The 15,631-nt window shown below is 68.1% G+C and carries 18 protein-coding genes and 1 pseudogene; 6 read left to right on the top strand and 13 right to left on the bottom strand.

Annotated elements, in window-relative coordinates:
• Positions 1 to 4 precede the first annotated feature (4 nt).
• Positions 5 to 1,465, bottom strand: a complete 1,461-nt coding sequence (locus tag GV790_RS26540) for a DUF4185 domain-containing protein (RefSeq protein WP_163817150.1) — start codon at positions 1,463 to 1,465, stop codon at positions 5 to 7.
• Positions 1,466 to 1,750: 285 nt separating this feature from the next.
• On the opposite strand from GV790_RS26540, the gene GV790_RS26535 reads away from it, so the two are divergent.
• Positions 1,751 to 2,083 carry an excalibur calcium-binding domain-containing protein gene (locus GV790_RS26535; protein ID WP_163817148.1) on the top strand — a complete coding sequence of 111 codons (333 nt, stop codon included), beginning with the start codon at positions 1,751 to 1,753 and terminating at the stop codon, positions 2,081 to 2,083.
• 5 nt (positions 2,084 to 2,088) lie between these two features.
• Here the strand turns inward: GV790_RS26535 and GV790_RS26530 are convergent, their stop codons facing one another.
• Complete coding sequence (locus GV790_RS26530; RefSeq protein ID WP_163817146.1) at positions 2,089 to 3,207, bottom strand: BTAD domain-containing putative transcriptional regulator; 1,119 nt, start codon at positions 3,205 to 3,207, stop codon at positions 2,089 to 2,091.
• Between the two features lie 28 nt (positions 3,208 to 3,235).
• Entirely contained in the window at positions 3,236 to 4,270 is a 1,035-nt protein-coding gene (fbaA, locus tag GV790_RS26525; RefSeq protein WP_163817144.1) for a class II fructose-bisphosphate aldolase, read from the bottom strand.
• Positions 4,271 to 4,574: 304 nt separating this feature from the next.
• Between fbaA and GV790_RS26520 the strand changes: the two genes are divergently transcribed.
• Both GV790_RS26520 and GV790_RS26515 read left to right on the top strand, forming a co-directional pair.
• Positions 4,575 to 5,237 (top strand): DedA family protein, encoded by a 663-nt coding sequence (locus tag GV790_RS26520; protein WP_228806908.1) that lies wholly within the window; start codon positions 4,575 to 4,577, stop codon positions 5,235 to 5,237.
• A 5-nt stretch (positions 5,238 to 5,242) separates the two neighbouring features.
• Entirely contained in the window at positions 5,243 to 5,929 is a 687-nt protein-coding gene (locus tag GV790_RS26515) for a DedA family protein (protein ID WP_163817142.1), read from the top strand.
• Positions 5,930 to 6,084: 155 nt separating this feature from the next.
• Here GV790_RS26515 and GV790_RS26510 read toward each other — a convergent pair whose 3' ends face one another.
• The 3 genes from GV790_RS26510 to GV790_RS31695 all read right to left on the bottom strand — a co-directional run bounded on the left by GV790_RS26510 (position 6,085) and on the right by GV790_RS31695 (position 8,456).
• On the bottom strand, positions 6,085 to 7,170 hold the full coding sequence (locus GV790_RS26510; RefSeq protein WP_163817179.1) for a glycoside hydrolase family 76 protein: 1,086 nt from the start codon (positions 7,168 to 7,170) through the stop codon (positions 6,085 to 6,087).
• A gap of 122 nt (positions 7,171 to 7,292) precedes the next feature.
• Entirely contained in the window at positions 7,293 to 7,976 is a 684-nt protein-coding gene (locus GV790_RS26505; protein ID WP_163817140.1) for a TrmH family RNA methyltransferase, read from the bottom strand.
• Positions 7,977 to 8,027: 51 nt separating this feature from the next.
• On the bottom strand, positions 8,028 to 8,456 hold the full coding sequence (locus tag GV790_RS31695; protein WP_306043358.1) for a DUF4190 domain-containing protein: 429 nt from the start codon (positions 8,454 to 8,456) through the stop codon (positions 8,028 to 8,030).
• A gap of 183 nt (positions 8,457 to 8,639) precedes the next feature.
• Between GV790_RS31695 and GV790_RS26495 the strand changes: the two genes are divergently transcribed.
• Positions 8,640 to 10,010 (top strand): sensor histidine kinase, encoded by a 1,371-nt coding sequence (locus GV790_RS26495; protein ID WP_256673542.1) that lies wholly within the window; start codon positions 8,640 to 8,642, stop codon positions 10,008 to 10,010.
• Positions 10,007 to 10,678: a LuxR C-terminal-related transcriptional regulator gene (locus GV790_RS26490; RefSeq protein ID WP_163817136.1), complete on the top strand. Its 672-nt coding sequence runs from the start codon at positions 10,007 to 10,009 to the stop codon at positions 10,676 to 10,678. The genes GV790_RS26495 and GV790_RS26490 overlap by 4 nt, the downstream gene beginning before the upstream one ends.
• A 51-nt stretch (positions 10,679 to 10,729) precedes the next feature.
• On the opposite strand, the gene GV790_RS26485 is transcribed toward GV790_RS26490, so the two are convergent.
• From GV790_RS26485 to GV790_RS26475, 3 genes are all read right to left on the bottom strand, one after another.
• A complete protein-coding gene (locus GV790_RS26485) occupies positions 10,730 to 11,272 on the bottom strand; it encodes a dihydrofolate reductase family protein (RefSeq protein WP_163817134.1) in 543 nt (180 codons plus the stop codon).
• Between the two features lie 70 nt (positions 11,273 to 11,342).
• Positions 11,343 to 11,648 (bottom strand): excalibur calcium-binding domain-containing protein, encoded by a 306-nt coding sequence (locus GV790_RS26480; protein ID WP_163817132.1) that lies wholly within the window; start codon positions 11,646 to 11,648, stop codon positions 11,343 to 11,345.
• 161 nt (positions 11,649 to 11,809) lie between these two features.
• On the bottom strand, positions 11,810 to 12,262 hold the full coding sequence (locus GV790_RS26475) for a nuclear transport factor 2 family protein (RefSeq protein ID WP_163817131.1): 453 nt from the start codon (positions 12,260 to 12,262) through the stop codon (positions 11,810 to 11,812).
• Between the two features lie 177 nt (positions 12,263 to 12,439).
• Between GV790_RS26475 and GV790_RS26470 the strand changes: the two genes are divergently transcribed.
• Positions 12,440 to 12,886 (top strand): DUF3592 domain-containing protein, encoded by a 447-nt coding sequence (locus GV790_RS26470; RefSeq protein ID WP_163817129.1) that lies wholly within the window; start codon positions 12,440 to 12,442, stop codon positions 12,884 to 12,886.
• Between the two features lie 48 nt (positions 12,887 to 12,934).
• Here GV790_RS26470 and GV790_RS26465 read toward each other — a convergent pair whose 3' ends face one another.
• From GV790_RS26465 to GV790_RS26450, 4 genes and pseudogenes are all read right to left on the bottom strand, one after another.
• Positions 12,935 to 13,627, bottom strand: coding sequence for a lysoplasmalogenase (locus tag GV790_RS26465; protein WP_163817127.1), 693 nt, complete (start codon positions 13,625 to 13,627; stop codon positions 12,935 to 12,937).
• Positions 13,628 to 13,631: 4 nt separating this feature from the next.
• The gene (locus GV790_RS26460; RefSeq protein ID WP_163817124.1) at positions 13,632 to 14,690 is read right to left on the bottom strand and encodes a beta-ketoacyl-ACP synthase 3; all 1,059 of its coding nucleotides are present in this window, start codon (positions 14,688 to 14,690) and stop codon (positions 13,632 to 13,634) included.
• Between the two features lie 63 nt (positions 14,691 to 14,753).
• Positions 14,754 to 15,302 (bottom strand): orotate phosphoribosyltransferase, encoded by a 549-nt coding sequence (pyrE, locus tag GV790_RS26455; protein WP_036541023.1) that lies wholly within the window; start codon positions 15,300 to 15,302, stop codon positions 14,754 to 14,756.
• A gap of 116 nt (positions 15,303 to 15,418) precedes the next feature.
• Positions 15,419 to 15,631, bottom strand: a pseudogene (locus GV790_RS26450) (hypothetical protein); the annotation flags it as partial.

Here is a 15,631-nt window from a genome sequence, read left to right as displayed (position 1 = left end):
GGCCTCACTCCAGCTTCGCGTGCATCAGGTAGACGTTGTAATCGCTCCACGTGGTGATGTTGAAGTACAGGTCGTCCCCCGATGACCACGGGTGGATGAATCCGCCGTACAGCTCCGGGTAGTCGCGCACCGTCACCGTCGGCGTGCCATCCGACCACCCGCCCTGCGGCGAATTCGCTTCGCGCACAACGATGGCGGCCTTGGCGGTATCGAGGTAACTCATCTGCCAGACATCGCGCTCGGCGTCGTATCGCACCGACAGCTCACCGGCCGGCCCGTTGACGATCGGGGTGGCCGAGCCCGCACCGCCCACCGGCGTCCAGGATCCGTCGCGCCAGTACTGATACGCGGTGGTGTTGAGAATCTGATCCTTGGGCACTCGTGCCAGCCCGACGGCACCGAGCCGGGTATTCGGCGTGCCGAACACGTAGACGTGCTCACCGTGCGGAACCATCGCGCTCACTTGGAAATTCGCGAGCCCGAAGATATTGTCCCAGCGCGCGTGCGGATCCTTGGTCCAGGTCTGGCCGTGATCGTCGGAGTAGGCGATGCCGCCGTAGTTGGTGAAGAAGGTGCCGGGCAGGCTGTTCCAGGTCCGAATCGACATGTAGCTCATGTACTGCCGCTCACCCAGCGCGAAACCCGAAGTGGGGATGGTGGTGACCTCCACGTTGTCGAGTTTGCGGCTGGAGAGCACCTCGGCGGCGTGGCAGCGGCTGTCGGTGACCATCCGGTCGTAGGTCATGCCGTCGTCCAGCCTGCGATCGGTGCTGAAGGCCAGCACGTTACTGCGCCAATCGCCGCCCATGCCGCCCGGCGGATGGAAGCCGCGACCGACAGTGTCACCGAAGGCGGTGGCGATCTCGCCGGGCGCCGATTCCCACATGATGCCCAGGTCGGTGCCCTGCACCTGCCAGCGCTTATCGGTGCGGTTGACCGAATTCGCCCCGGTCTGCTTGGCCACCTCGCGCACGGCGCCCACCTTCGGGGCGGCCGGGGCCGGGGATTGCGGCGCGGCTTCGACCGGTGGCCGCACCGGCGGCGGGGGCGGCGGAACCGGCCCGGGATCCGGGCCTGGACCAGGAATCGCGAAGTGGAACGGCTTGGGGCTCAACAAGATTTCCGGGATGCCGAGCTGCTCGGCCAGGCTCGGCGGCGGTGCGGGCTCATCGGTGAGGTCCGGGCAGGGATTCATGCACGGATCGGCGGGCAGCTCCATCTGCACCCTGGTCGGCTTCGGCTCCGGCGGCTGCGGTGGCAGCGCCGTGATCACCGGATAGGGGATCGGCACCTCGAGCGTTTCCGGGATCAGCGGTTCATGCGTCGGCGCCGGATCACTGCGGCACGGCCCGCTGCCCGGCACACCGTCCTGCGGTCCCGCGCCCGCCGGAACCGGCTCCGCGCACACCAGCACACCCGCGCCGAAGACCACCGCGCCGAGCGCGGCCATCACCCGCCTCGCCATCGTCGACCCCTCGTTCCATGGCTGAAGTTCGCACCAGCGTGTGACCCTACCGGCCGAAGATCATCTGCTGCCGCCGAACGAGGCCGGCGCGCACCAGTGCGATGTGTTCGACCAGCAGGATCCGCAGGCGAACGGCCGGTTCCGAGCCCGCGGCGCGCATCTGCGCCGACCGGCGAGCCGAAACCACGAGGCTCGGCCAGCGGGTGGTTTTCGCGCGCGATCACGCGGATAATCGGCGGGGAATCGCCCCCATCGCAGCCCGCCAGCGTTCTCAGGATCTACCTCATGAAGATTCCGCTCATCCCCCGCCGGGCGCTCCCCGGTGCCGCGGCCGCTTGCCTGGCCGGCGTGACTATCGCGCTCGCGCCCTTGGCCATCGCCACGCCGGACCGCACCGACGGCCACAGCACCACCGACTGGCAGACCTCACCGAATCAACTCGACGAACCGCATCAGCGACCTACCGGATCGACCACACCGAAGGCATCGCCGTTCTACCTGACCTGCGGTGAAGCCCGCCGCGACGGTGAGGCACCGATCCGGCAGGGCCAGCGCGGATACTCACTGCGGCTCGACCCCGATCGCAACGGTGTCGCCTGCGAACCCGGCGAGCCGTAACGGCGCTAGCGCGCGGCCTGGAAGACCAGCACCGTCCCCCCGATACGGATCGCGTCACCGTCGGCCAGCAGTGCGCCGGTGTCGATCGGGAGTTCGTTGACGAAGACGCCATTGGCCGAATGCAGATCCTTGATCAGCAGCCCGGCCCGGCTCGGCATGATCTGCGCGTGATAGCGGCTGGCCTTCGGATCGTCGATCACCAGGTCGTTATCGGTCATCCGGCCGATGCGCAACCCCGCCTGGGCGACGACGACCGCGCGACCGTCCGGCATCAGGATCTGGCCGCTGCGCACCGCGCTCGGCACCTCGGTGACGGTATCGGTCATCGCCGCGGCCATCCGCTCGGCCCGCTTGAACTCCACGGTGTTCAACGGTTCCTGGCGCAGCACCCGCTGCTCGAGCTCGATCAACGCCGGGCCCGGATCGATGCCGAGTTCGTCGGCGAGCACGGTGCGCACCCGGCGACAGGCATCAAGGGCGTCGGCCTGGCGACCGGACAGATACAGCGCGGTGATCAACTGCCCCCACAGCGGTTCGCGCAGTGGATGTTCGGTGGTCATCGCCACCAACTCCCCGACCACCGAAGACGCCCGCCCGCAGGCGATTTCGGCGTCGATGCGGGCGGAGGCGGCGAGCAACCGCTCCTCGTCCATCGCGGTGGCGAAACCGTCGGCGAATTGCAGGCCCGCCAGATCGGCCAGTGCCCGGCCGTCCCATTCGCGCAGCGCGGTTCCGAACAGGTGGGCGGCCGTGGCATGGTCGCCCACCTCGGCGGCCCTGGCGGCGGCATCGCGGGCGGCCTCGAACCGGCCGAGATCGCAGGCCTCCTCGGCGATCTCCAGCCGATAGCCGGAGGACTCGGTGCGCAACACGGCGGCCGGGTCGATACCCGAATTACGCAGTGCCTTACGGATATTCGAGACGAATACCTGCAGGCTCGCGGCGTAGGAGTCGGGCGGATCCTCGTTCCACACCATGTCGGCCAGCGCCATCGACGACACCGCGCGACGCCGATTCACCGCCAACGCCGCAAGCAACGCCCGCGGCTTGGGCCCGCCGACCGCCACCGGCTCACCGCCGACGAGCAGCCGCACGGGCCCGAGCAGGCGCACCTCGAGACTCATGTGCTGTTGCCCCCGCCAGGGTTGTGGGTCAGGCGCTGATCGACCGTCCCGCGGACTTCAGATCATTGCACGCCTCGACCACACGCGCCGCCATGGACGCTTCGGCCTTCTTCAAGTAGCTACGCGGGTCGTAGGTCTTCTTGTTGCCGACCTCGCCGTCGATCTTGAGCACACCGTCGTAGTTGCTGAACATGTGGCCCGCGACCGGCCGGGTGAAGGCGTACTGGGTGTCGGTGTCGACGTTCATCTTCACCACGCCGTAGCGCAGCGAATCGTCGATCTCGGACTTCAGCGAGCCCGAACCGCCGTGGAAGACGAAGTCGAACGGCTGTGCGTCGGCGCCGAGGCCGAGCTTGGCCGCGGCCACCCGCTGCCCCTCGGCCAGCACCTCGGGACGCAGCACCACGTTGCCCGGCTTGTACACACCGTGCACATTGCCGAAGGTGGCCGCGAGCAGGTACTTGCCGTTCTCGCCGGCTCCCAGCGCCTCGATGGTCTTCTCGAAGTCGGCAGGGGAGGTGTAGAGCTTCTCGTCGATGGCGGCCTCGACACCGTCTTCTTCACCGCCGACGACGCCGATCTCCACCTCGAGGATGATGTTGGCGGCCTTGGTGGCCTTCAACAGGTCCTTGGCGATCTCGAGGTTCTCATCGATCGGGATGGCCGAACCGTCCCACATGTGCGACTGGAACAGCGGGTTGCGCCCGGCGTTCACCCGCTCCTGCGAGATCGCGATCAGCGGCCGGACGAATCCGTCCAGCTTGTCCTTGGGGCAGTGGTCGGTGTGCAGCGCGATGGTGACGTCGTACTTGGCCGCCACCACGTGCGCGAACTCGGCCAGCGCGACAGCACCGGTCACCATGTCCTTCACACCCTGGCCGGAACCGAACTCCGAGCCACCGGTGGAGAACTGGATGATGCCGTCGCTACCCGCGTCGGCGAAGCCCTTGATCGCCGCGTTGATCGTCTCCGACGACGTGCAGTTGATCGCGGGGAAGGCAAAGGAGTTCGCTTTGGCCCGACCGAGCATCTCGGCGTAGACCTCCGGAGTCGCGATGGGCACTGTGAAGACCTCCGTTTTGTGCGGCAAAAAGACGATTTTGTCAGCCCCACCCTAAGCCAGCAGGCTTTCCGCCGATATCAGGGGATCATTGCGCCATTTCGCTGCCTCCTCCGCGCCTTGACCGGGGCAGGCTCGAGCCGGATCGCGCCTGCCCCGGAGTCGCTCCGTGGTTACGCTTCGCTGCCTCCTCCGCGCCTTGACCGGGGCAGGCGGGGGATGACCCGGTACTGTGGGCCGGGTGATTGCGCTCGCAGCCTCCGACGCGGTGACAAGCAACCTTGCCTTGACTCAGTTGCTCGATCCGATGTATCTGCTCACCGAGTCCTGGCTGCGGCACGCCGTCCTCCCGGCCATCCTGGTCATCGTCTTCATCGAGACCGGTCTGCTGTTCCCGCTGCTGCCCGGCGACTCGCTGCTGTTCACCGGTGGCCTGCTGGCCGCGCAACCGGATCCGCCGGTGTCGATCTGGGTGCTGGTGCCCGCCGTCACCTTCATCGCCTTCGCCGGTGACCAGTCCGGCTATTGGATAGGCCGGGCCATCGGGCCAGCGCTGTTCCAGAAGGAAGACAGCCGCTTCTTCAAGAAGCACTACGTCACCGAGACGCACGCGTTCTTCGAAAAACACGGCCCGAAGACCATCATCCTGGCCAGGTTCGTGCCGATCGTGCGTACCTTCATGCCGGTGCTGGCCGGCGTGTCCACGATGAACTACCGCAAGTTCGTCGCCTTCGACATCGTCGGCGCGATCCTGTGGGGCGGCGGCGTGACCGTCCTCGGCTACTTCCTCGGCAATGTCGCGTTCATCCGCGACCACGTCGAGGCGATCTTCCTGCTCATCGTGTTCGTGTCGATCCTGCCCGGCATCATGGCCGTCGCGAAGAAGCTGCTCGGCCGCGGTTCGGCCGAGCAGGTGGATCCCGCCCGTGATGTCGAGCTGACGGCGTCGACGAACGAGACCACGCGCTGATCGCAGTGACGCCGGCGTCCTCCACCCTCGCACTGGGCAGCTTCGAACCGCTGATCTCGGCGGGCCCCGCACTCGTCTGGACGATCGTGCTGACGTTCGTCTTCCTGGAGTGCGCCTTCATCATCGGCCTTTTCCTGCCCGGCGATTCGATGCTGATCACCGCGGGCGTGGTGATGGCCTCGCATGCCTCCGGTGAGGCGCAGGTCTGGGGCCTGTCGCTGGGCACCATGGTCGCGGCCATCGCGGGCAATCAGGTCGGTTACGTCGTCGGCAGCCGCACCGGCCACCATCTGGTGGCCCGCAAGAACGGCCGCTACATCAACACCCGCAACCTCGCCCGGGTCTCCGAGATGCTGCACCGGCACGGCTTCGTCGCGGTGCTCGTCGCCCGCTGGATCCCCTGGGTGCGCACCCTGTGCCCGATGGTGGCCGGCGCGGCGGGCATGGATCACCGCAAATACACCATCGCCAGCACCATCGGCGCCGTGCTCTGGGCCCCGGTCCTGCTGCTCATCGGCTACTACGCCGGCGGCTTCATCCAGCGCGTCCCCTGGCTGATGCCCGCCGTGGTGATCGTGCTCGTCGTCGGCCTGATCATCGGCACGATCCTCGGCATCCGCCAGTACCGCCAGGAGATGGCGCAGCCGGTCGAGGACTTCGACCTGGATGCGGCGGGAATGCCGGAGCACTGAGCGGCCGCGCGTGCCCGGTCCGCTCGTAGGTACCCGACGGACCGGAACAGCACTACGCTCGAGTGCTGGTCAGGGCGTCGAGGCCGATTTCGACCCGAGTTCCCGCGAGGTCGAGGGTCGTCGTGGTCGAGCTGTCCGCCACCAGTACGTGGGGTTCACAACCCCGCCGCGCTCACCATGTGCGCTGCTTCCATCAGCATCCAGCCCGACAACTGCACCGACAGATCGCGTTCGGGCACCTTCGATGACGTCACCGAACCACCCGAGGTGAAGTAGCCCGCGCCGGAACTGCCGCCGGGCAACTGTGCCGGTTTGCTCCAGTCGTGGCCGAACAGCGGTTCGCCTTCGACTTCGAGCCGGTTCGCCCACGCGGCCTTCGCCGAGGACAGCACGATCGAGGCCGCGCAGCGGCGGTCGGCTTCCTGTTCGGCGTCGTCGCCGGGCAGCATCAGGGCCACCAGGGCGAGATAGCGGATCAGGATGCCGTTGAACAGGCCGCCGTCACCGCCGCCACCGCCCTGGACGACGCCGCGCGTGGTCATCCGATCCTCGACAGCGGTGAGCAGGCGATGGACTCTCGCGAGATGTTTCGCCTCGCCGGTGTGCACGGCGAGTTCGGTCTCCACACCGAGCACGACGCCCTGACAGTAGGTGAACACCGGGCGCTCGATCTCGCCGGAGGGCAGGTGGATGCCGTCGAGGATCAGGCCGGTTTCGGGGTCGCGCAGGGTGGCGTCGAGCCAGTCGGCCATCTCGGCGGCGCGTTCGTGGCGGCCGAGCCGCAGCAAGGCGATGGCGGCCGGGCCGTTGGCGGGCGCGTTGAAGTAGTCGGCGCCCACCCGCCACGGGATGCCGCCGCCGGTGTCGGGATCCCAGGATTCGTAGAGTTCCTTCTCCAATGCGAGCAGCGCGCCCGCCGCGTCGGCGTCGTGGGTGCGCTGCGCGCGTTCCAAAGCGATGGCCAGCCACGCCATGTCGTCGTAGTAGCGGTTGGTCCAGCCGGTGATGTTGCGCAGCCGGTGCGAGCGGGCGAGCGCGCTGATGCGCTTGCGGCGCGCGGGGGTCGGCACGCGGGTGGCGGCATCGACGGCGCAGTCGATCAGATGCGCTTGCCACCAGTAATGCCAGGACAGGAACAGCCGCTCACGTTTGGTGGCGGGCCAGCCGACCACGCCGAGGGTGGTACCGGGCAATCCCCACAGCGGGCGTAGATGCCGGGAGATGATCGCCGATTCGGCCATATCGGCGCGTTCGGACCACAACGCGGGCGTCGGCTCGCTGAATTCCCCCTGACGCCGTGCGTCCCTCCGCGTGGTCATAGCTCAATGGTGCCAGGTCGGCACCGGGTTTCGCCGCCCAATTGTTACCAGGCTGTGGTCAGATCGGCATGTTGCCGGATCCACGCGTGCATGGCGATGCCCGCGGCCACGCCGGCATTGATGCTGCGGGTGGATCCGAACTGCGCGATCGACACCGTCAGCGTCGCGGCGTCGCGGGCATGATCGGTGACCCCGGGTCCCTCCTGCCCGAACAGCAGCAGGCACCGTCGCGGCAGCCGAACCGTTTCCAGCGGAACCGATCCGGGCACATTATCGACCGCGACGACGGTGAGATCCTCGCGCCGTGCGAATTCCAGCAGCGCCGCGATATCGGTGTGATGCTCGATGTGCTGATAGCGGTCGGTGACCATGGCGCCGCGCCGATTCCAGCGCCGCCTGCCGACGATGTGCACCGCCGCGGCGGCGAACGCGTTGGCGGTGCGGACGACGGTGCCGATGTTCGCGTCGTGCCCGAAGTTCTCGATCGCGACGTGGAAGGGATGCCTGCGCGCATCGATGTCGGCGACGATCGCCTCGCGCGTCCAATACCGGTAGGCGTCCACCACATTGCGGCGATCGCCTTCGGCGAGCAGCACCGGGTCCAGTCGTGGATCCTGCGGTGGCTGCCCGCCGAACTCCTCCGCCCACGGGCCGACGCCATGCGGATGCTCGCCCCATTCGGTGGGGCCGGGGAGCTGTTCCGGCACGTCCGGCACGAGATCGGTCACGCCGTCGATGCTAATTCCCGAGGTGGGAGCCCCCGAGCCCGGCAGGGCGAACTAGGCCGAGACGCCGATCGCGATGACGACGATGATGATGTACAGAATGAAAAAGACGATCGAGATGATCAGCAGGATCGACGAGATCATCCCGCAGATGTAGCCCGCCTTGACGTTCCCCCGACCCCCGATCATTCCCCCGGAAGCATCGATCTCGGCCAGCGCCTTCTTGCCCATCGACCACGCGAACGGGCCGAGGATGCCGCACATCACCAGGCTGAGGATGCCGAGCACGAGAATGGTCGTGGCCTGCGGATGATCCTGCTGCGGCCCGTAACCGTAGGGCTGTGCGTAGCCGTAGGGCTGCGGCGCGCCATAGGGCTGTGACGGGTAGGGCTGTGACGAGTAAGGCTGTGACGGGTAGGGCTGAGAAGCGTGCGGCTGCGAGCCATACGGGTCTTTGCCGAGGTCCGGCGGCGGGTAAGTCATGCCGGTGATGTTATCGGTGCCGCGGCTTCCCGTCGCCTGGCAGCGAGCACCGAAGTGGTGGTGGCGGCGACGAATGGGCGCATGCACACCGGGTGATGGGCGAGGATGGTAGTGCGAGCTACACCATCGACCCGGTGGTCAGCGCCCTCGATCGGGCCATCCGCCTCGACAACCATGGAGCTCATGACCGATTCTTCCGTCACTCAGACGCTGGTGCTCGACACACCGGCCACCGAGGAGCCGACCGGGATGCGCGTGCTGCGCGCTGTGCTCCGTGCGCCCTTCACCGCACGGACCTGGAAAGAACTCGCCTATCTGATCCTGGCGTTGCTGCTCGGCATGCTCGGGACGGGCTATGTGTACCTGGCCGGCGGCCTCGGCGTCTTCGTGGCACTGACCATCATCGGGATCCCGGTGCTCGCGCTGGTGATTCTCGGCGGCAGGCTCTGGGGCCACGTCTACCGTGCGCTGGTGCGTGACCTGCTCGGCACACCGCTGGACCCGCCGCCGCCGTTCGCCCCGGCCTCCGGTCTGTTCGGATTCTTGAAGGCGGCGTTCACCGATATGCCGAGCTGGCGGGCGCTGGCATTCGTGGTGGTGCAGTCGATCGTCGGGATGGTCGGCGGGTATTTCCTGCTGATCGCGACCGCGATGATCGGGTTCACCGCGATCTCACCGCTGCCGTGGTACCTGTTCACCCCGACCAATATCGACGAGAACGGCGTAGAGCGGCATTCGCTGGCCCAGTTCGGCGACTTCTACATCGACACCTGGCCTCGGGTGCTCGGGTTCGCGGCGCTCGGCGTGCTCGGCTGCTTCGCGCTGCCGTGGCTGTTCCGGGTGGTCTGCCTGGTGCATCGGCAGCTGGCGATCTGGCTGCTCGCGCCGACCGCGCGGGACCGACGGCTGGCCGATCTGCAAGAAAGCAGGCGGGTGGCGGTCGAGGATTCCGCGGCCACACTGCGCAGGCTCGAACGCGATCTGCACGACGGCACCCAGGCACGGCTGGTCACCATCGCGATGGCGCTCGGCCGGGCCGAGGAGCGGCTCAGCCACGGCGCCGACGCCAGCGACCTGATCGCCGACGCGCACGCTGGCACCAAGGAAGCGCTGGCCGAGCTGCGCGAACTGGTGCGCGGAATCCATCCGCCCGCTTTGGAATTGGGCCTCGAGCCGGCGCTGGAGACGCTGGCGGCGCGCTGCTCGGTGCCGGTGGAGCTGCGGGTGCATCTGCCGGTGCGGCCGCACCCGGCGATCGAGGCCATCGCCTACTTCTCCGTCGCCGAACTGCTGACCAATGTGGTGAAACACGCCGGTGCGACCCATGCGTGGGTGTCGGTGCTGCCCTCGGGTGATGATGCGCTGGTGGTTTCGGTCCGGGACAACGGCAGCGGCGGTGTGCTGCAACCGATTCCGGGCGAGCCGGTGGCAGGCAGCGGGCTGGCCGGGCTGGCGGCGCGGGCCGCGAGCGTGGACGGCGGCCTCACCGTCGACAGTCCCGTCGGCGGGCCGACCGTCGTCACCATCACCCTGCCGACAGCGGGCCCGCGATGAGTACCGGGGCCGCCCAACCGGATTCGCTGCGCGTGGTGATCGCCGAGGACAGCGCCATCCTCCGCGACGGACTGGCCGGGCTGCTCGCCGAACGCGGGCATCAGGTGGTGGCGATGGTCGGCGACGCGACGAACCTGTCCGAGGTGGTGGCCGAACACGCACCCGACGTCGCCGTGGTCGACGTCCGGATGCCACCGACCTACACCGACGAGGGCTTGCTCGCCGCCATCGAACTACGCCGCAAATTCCCGCTCACCGGCGTGCTCGTGTTCTCCCAATGGGTGGAGACCCGCTACGCCACCGAATTGCTCGCCGCCGGTGCGAACGGCGTCGGCTACCTGCTCAAAGACCGGGTCGCCGACGTCCGCGAATTCATGGAAGCCCTCGACCGCGTCGCCACCGGCGGCACCGCACTCGACCCCGAGGTGGTGAGCCAACTGATGGGCGCATCCCGCCAGCAACAGGCCCTCGACCGGCTCACCCCGCGCGAGCGCGAAGTGCTCGAGCTGATGGCCCAGGGCCTCACCAACGCCGCCATCGCCCGCTCCCTGACCGTCACCGAACGGGCGGTCGAGAAGCACATCGGCAATATCTTCACCAAGCTCGATCTGCCGCCCTCGGACACGCATCACCGCAGGGTGATGGCGGTGCTGCGGTTGCGGAGGTAGCTACGGCACGCTCCGTCGAGTGCCCGCAGTACGTCGCCACAATCGGCGAACTCAGCTCAACCGGTAGGCGAGCTTGGCGAACTGCCCCATCTGCTCGACCTCGACCAACCGCATTCGGTCCGAGAGGATTCGGCGCGGCAGGAGTGGGGCGCCGGACCCGAGGGTGACCGGGGTGATGCCGACGATCACCTCGTCGAGTAGGCCGGCGTCGGCGAACTGACCGGCGAGTTCGCCGCCGCCGACTATCCAGATATCGCGGTCGGCTGCGGCTGTGGTCATCTGGGCGTGGACAGGGCGGACGTCGCCCGAAACGAATCGGAGGTTCGCTCCGGGGATCGGGGGCAGATCGCGGTGGGTGAATACCCAGCACGGGCGGTCACCGTAGTTATCCGGCCAGTATTCGGGTGGGTTGTTGGCTGCCATCCATTCGTAGGTTGTCGCGCCCATGCACATGGCGCCGACGCCGCGCAGGAACTCGTCGATGTCGCTGGTCGCAGTATCGGCGTCGGCTATGGCCAGCAGCCAATCCAGGGAGTTGTTCTGGTCGGCGATGTAGCCGTCGAGGCTGGTGGCGGTGTAATAGCGGGTCGTCATGGTGTCCGATCCTGGCACCGAACCCTGCCATCTTCTGTCAAGTTATGCCCGACCTGCCTCCCGACGGCGGCTATTCGCAGGCGATTCCGTCGTTGTCGCGATCGAGGTGCGGTGCGTAGCCGGGATCACCGCGGTGCAGGGGTGCCGCGCCGGCGTCGCGGGCGGCGTCACAGTTCTTGTAGTAGACACCAGGCGCGGGTGCCCCGGGCGCAGGCCGGGCGGGCGGGCAGAACTGGGCCGAGCCGGAGTTGCAGAGCAGGTCGGTGAGTGGATCGGCGGATGCTGCGGGTGCCGCAACGAGCAAGGCGGAGGCGGCGAGCACCCCTGCGGCAGCTGCACCCAGAGCATGTGCCGGACGATGAATCGAGAGTTTCATGTGGACTTCCTGATGTCGGGCAGGAGAAGAACCCCCTGGCCACAAGCCATTTCTTGGTTCCGGAGCGACCCGGGACGGAGGCTCCCCCCGACAGGAGACGACCGTGAGCCCACGGTAGCAATGACCCGTGGGCAACGGCAGGCAAATTACGGAAAATCGACCTATAAATTCCGTGCAGCGGGAACCGGGGCGGGTGTCGTCGCGTCGGCGATCGCCTGGGTGTCCCAGTAGAACGGACGGATCTCGGCGATGCGCGAATTCTCCATGCGCAGGGTTTGCAGGATCGGGAAGTCGAGTTCACGGCCGGTGGCGCGGGCTCGGGCGTGGATTCTGGTGTGGACCACGGCGGTGCTGCCGATGGCGAGGAACTGCTGGTCGAGGAGGTCGAAAACCTCCCAGACGGCGCTCATGGCGGTGAAGAAGCGTTCGAGGCCGGCGTGGCCGCGCCAGATTCCGCCGTACGGGAGGGCGTCGGCCTGGTAGAGGACGACGTCCGGGGAGAAGTACGGCGCAAGGGTGGCGAAGGAGGCTCGGCCCGGGCCGCCTGCCGCGAGATAGCGGGCTTCGGCGGCGTACATGCCGGTGAGGACGTCGAGCGTGGTCGGGTCGGACATGCATCCGAGCATGTCGCCGGATGACCGCCGACGCTGGCGGCAAACGGACGTCGCATCCGGTCGGCGAGGTTCGGCCGATGCCGCGGCCGGCCGCTTCAGGAGGTGCCGCCGGCAAACCAGCGGCTTCCGGTTACGGCGCAGCTCACGGGCCTATCCTGGATGCGTGGGGTGATGGTGATGGACCACGTACGCGTGCTGCGAGTGGTGCTCGGGGTGACGGCCGGGTACTTGATCCTGCTCGCGGTGTGGCTGGGGTGGGTGGTGCAGCATACGCCGGACGGGACCGTCCCGTTCCAGATCATGGCGCTGGTCGGGATCTTCGGGTCGGGCATCGGGATCGGGCTGATGTGGGTGGAGCGGCCGTCGAAGGCGGATCGCCGGCTGGCCCGGCACGGTATCGAGGGGTGGGCTCGGGTGGAGCATGTGCGGCCGTTGGCGTGGACCGATCATCACAGTGAGCTGACCGAGTTGGATCTGGAGTTCACCGTGCCGGGAGCCGAAAGTTACCGGGGCACAGTTGTGTACGACGTGACACCGGCCGACAAGGAACGGCTGGCGATCGGGGAGGTGATCTCGATCCGGGTGGATCCGGAGAACCGGGATCGGGTGCTGTTCTGCCTGTGAGCGAGGCCGGCCGGAATCAATGCCGCCGACCGAATCGGTTGCGCGAGTTCAGTTCCGCCGCTCGTGCGCCTTCGGATCCGCGAGCAGATACTGCGCCGCACCATACGTCGCGAGGATGACGCCCTCGGTCACTCGCCGCGCACGCGCACTCCGCGCGAACACACGCCGCAGCACGATCAGCCCGTCGGACACGGTGAACAGCAACGCCCCCAGACCGAGGCGGCTGCGCGGGTCCGCGTTCGGGATATTCAGCCCGGCAACGTTTTCCGCACCCGGCGCCAGCCCCGGATCGGAGGCGAGCACCGCGGCGGTGCCGAGCGTCGCCCCGTAGGCGGTGAGCGGGGCCGCGATCGCGGGCGCCTTGGCACGCAACAACGCAGCGGCACCGATCCACGCCAGCACCCTCGGCACCGCGACGGCCGGAACCGGCCGCGCACCATATCGCCACCACAGCGACGCGTATCCGGCCTGCATGACCGCGAACGACGACGCACCCGCGATCAGCCTGCGGTCGTCATCCGGGTCGATGAGCAGCACGTCGCCGACGGTGGCGGCGCCGAGCGAACTCAGCAGCACGGTCCGGTCGGTGGGATCGAGTTCAGCGGAACTGCGCGCGACGTCGGCCGCCAGCAGCGGCATCATCAGCGGCTTGGCCACCCACTGGAGCTTGTCACGACCGGTGAGCGCGCCGAACACCGTGACGGCGGTGGCGGCCAGATACCCGGCGCGGAACGGGCGCATACCGTCAGAAGCTCGGCTCGGCGGGCTTCGGCGGCAGGGTGACGACCTGCCCGGCATAGCTGAGCCCGGCACCGAAGCCGAGCAGCAGCGCCAGCTGACCGCCCTTGGCCTTGCCGGTGACCAGCATTTCCTCCATGGCCAGCGGAATCGACGCGGCCGAGGTGTTGCCGGTGTTCTCGATGTCGTTGGCCATCGGGATGTCCTCGGCCAGGCCGAGGTTCTTCTTCATCAGCTCGTTGATGCGGGCATTGGCCTGGTGCGGGACGAACACCTCGATGTCCTCCTTGGACACCCCGGATTCCTCCAGCGCGGCCGACAGCGCACGGGGCAACGTCACCGCGGCCCAGCGGAAGACCTTCGGGCCCTCCATGCGCAGCGACATCCGCCCGATCGGCTCGACCGCGGGATCGGTGCCCTGCAAAGCCTGAGCCTTGTTCATGAATTCCAGGAAGTCGACGTCCTGGGCGATGGCCTCGGCGTTCTCGCCGTCGCTGCCCCACACCGTCGGGGAGATACCGTTCTCCTCGCTCGGCCCGACGACGACCGCGCCCGCGCCGTCACCGAAGATCATCGCGGTGCCGCGATCGGTCGGGTCGAGGCCGACGGTCATCGTCTCGGCACCGATGACCAGCACGTATTCGGCCGAACCGGCGCGGATCAGGTCGGCGGCGACACCGAGGCCGTAGCCGAAACCGCCGCAGCCGGAGGTGAGGTCGAAGGCGGGGATGCCGTTGATGCCGAGGTCGGCGGCAATGGTGGGCGCGCCGTGCGGGGTGAGCTTGAGCCAGCTGGAGGTGCACAGGATCAGCGCGCCGATCTTGGAGCGGTCGATGCCGGTGTTGTTCAGCGCGCGATCACCGGCGGCGGCGGCGATCGAACGCAGCGTTTCGTCGCCGCTGATCCAGCGACGGTTGCGGATGCCGGTGCGCTCGTAGATCCACTGATCGGTGGAGTCGAGGACCTCGCACACCTCGTCATTGCTGACCACGCGCTGCGGCCGGTAAGCACCGATACCGAGCATCGCGACATTGTCGCGGCCCTTCTTGACTGCAATGCTCACCACGGCGACTCACACGACCCTTCAACTACCGAATAAATCAGCACCAGGCTAGCGGAGGGCAACTACTCAGCCCAGAGCCAGATCCTTCAGCCCGAGAATCGAGCGGTACTCCAGCCCCTCGGCGGCAATGACCTGATCGGCGCCGGTCTCCCGGTCCACCACGGTCGCCACGCCGACGACGGTCGCGCCGGCCTCACGCAGCGCGCGCACGGCGGTGAGGGGCGAGTTACCGGTGGTGGTGGTGTCCTCGACGACCAGCACCCGCTTGCCGACGATGTCGGGGCCTTCGATCTGGCGCTGCATGCCGTGGGTCTTGGCGGCCTTGCGGACCACGAACGCGTCGATCGGACGGCCGGGGGCGTGCATCACGGCCAGCGCCACCGGGTCGGCGCCCATGGTGAGCCCGCCGACGGCGTCGAAATCCCAGTCGGCAACCAGCTCGCGCAACAGTTTGCCGATCAGCGGGCCGGCCTGGTGGTGCAGCGTCGCGCGACGCAGGTCGACGTAGTAGTCGGCCTCTTTACCCGAGGACAGCGTCACCTTGCCGTGCACGACGGCGAGTTCGCGCACCAGCGCCGCCAAACTGTCCCGGTCGGTTGTTGCCTGATCGATCATCTGAGTCCTTCCGCGTGTGTTCAACGAGTCGCGTCACAGCGGTTTCGGCGAAGTCCGCCCGCCAGCACCTGCGCGTCAAGGGTACGGCGTGCGCTGTCGGCGCTGAGCAGAGCGGGTTACTTCGGCACCGGACCCTGATATGGGCGGAATCCGGGGTGGAACGGGCCGCCGGGTAGCTGCGGCGCGTCGTCGTCGGAGGCGGGGGCGCGGAAGTCGCCGGGGCGGCTGCTGCGGTCGACGGATTCGATGCGTTCGGCGACCCGCTCCTCCCGCGCGGCCGGGCGGGCGTCGGGGACGACGGCCAGGCTGGGGCGGCGGGCGGACGGCGG

The sequence above is a fragment of the Nocardia cyriacigeorgica genome (assembly GCF_010858045.1).
Lineage (GTDB): Bacteria > Actinomycetota > Actinomycetes > Mycobacteriales > Mycobacteriaceae > Nocardia > Nocardia cyriacigeorgica_E.
The sequence above is the reverse complement of the archived record's forward strand: the minus strand, read 5'-3'. Positions and strand labels throughout refer to the sequence as shown.

Excerpts from the sequence above, each read along its gene's own strand:
- GV790_RS26540 (WP_163817150.1), bottom strand. The coding sequence starts at position 1,465 with ATGGCGAGGCGGGTGATGGCCGCGCTCGGCGCGGTGGTCTTCGGCGCG.
- GV790_RS26535 (WP_163817148.1), top strand. The coding sequence starts at position 1,751 with ATGAAGATTCCGCTCATCCCCCGCCGGGCGCTCCCCGGTGCCGCGGCC.
- GV790_RS26530 (WP_163817146.1), bottom strand. The coding sequence starts at position 3,207 with ATGAGTCTCGAGGTGCGCCTGCTCGGGCCCGTGCGGCTGCTCGTCGGC.
- GV790_RS26520 (WP_228806908.1), top strand. The coding sequence starts at position 4,575 with ATGTATCTGCTCACCGAGTCCTGGCTGCGGCACGCCGTCCTCCCGGCC.
- GV790_RS26510 (WP_163817179.1), bottom strand. The coding sequence starts at position 7,170 with ATGGCCGAATCGGCGATCATCTCCCGGCATCTACGCCCGCTGTGGGGA.
- GV790_RS31695 (WP_306043358.1), bottom strand. The coding sequence starts at position 8,456 with ATGACTTACCCGCCGCCGGACCTCGGCAAAGACCCGTATGGCTCGCAG.
- GV790_RS26495 (WP_256673542.1), top strand. The coding sequence starts at position 8,640 with ATGACCGATTCTTCCGTCACTCAGACGCTGGTGCTCGACACACCGGCC.
- GV790_RS26490 (WP_163817136.1), top strand. The coding sequence starts at position 10,007 with ATGAGTACCGGGGCCGCCCAACCGGATTCGCTGCGCGTGGTGATCGCC.
- GV790_RS26485 (WP_163817134.1), bottom strand. The coding sequence starts at position 11,272 with ATGACGACCCGCTATTACACCGCCACCAGCCTCGACGGCTACATCGCC.
- GV790_RS26480 (WP_163817132.1), bottom strand. The coding sequence starts at position 11,648 with ATGAAACTCTCGATTCATCGTCCGGCACATGCTCTGGGTGCAGCTGCC.
- GV790_RS26475 (WP_163817131.1), bottom strand. The coding sequence starts at position 12,262 with ATGTCCGACCCGACCACGCTCGACGTCCTCACCGGCATGTACGCCGCC.
- GV790_RS26470 (WP_163817129.1), top strand. The coding sequence starts at position 12,440 with ATGGACCACGTACGCGTGCTGCGAGTGGTGCTCGGGGTGACGGCCGGG.
- GV790_RS26465 (WP_163817127.1), bottom strand. The coding sequence starts at position 13,627 with ATGCGCCCGTTCCGCGCCGGGTATCTGGCCGCCACCGCCGTCACGGTG.
- pyrE (WP_036541023.1), bottom strand. The coding sequence starts at position 15,302 with ATGATCGATCAGGCAACAACCGACCGGGACAGTTTGGCGGCGCTGGTG.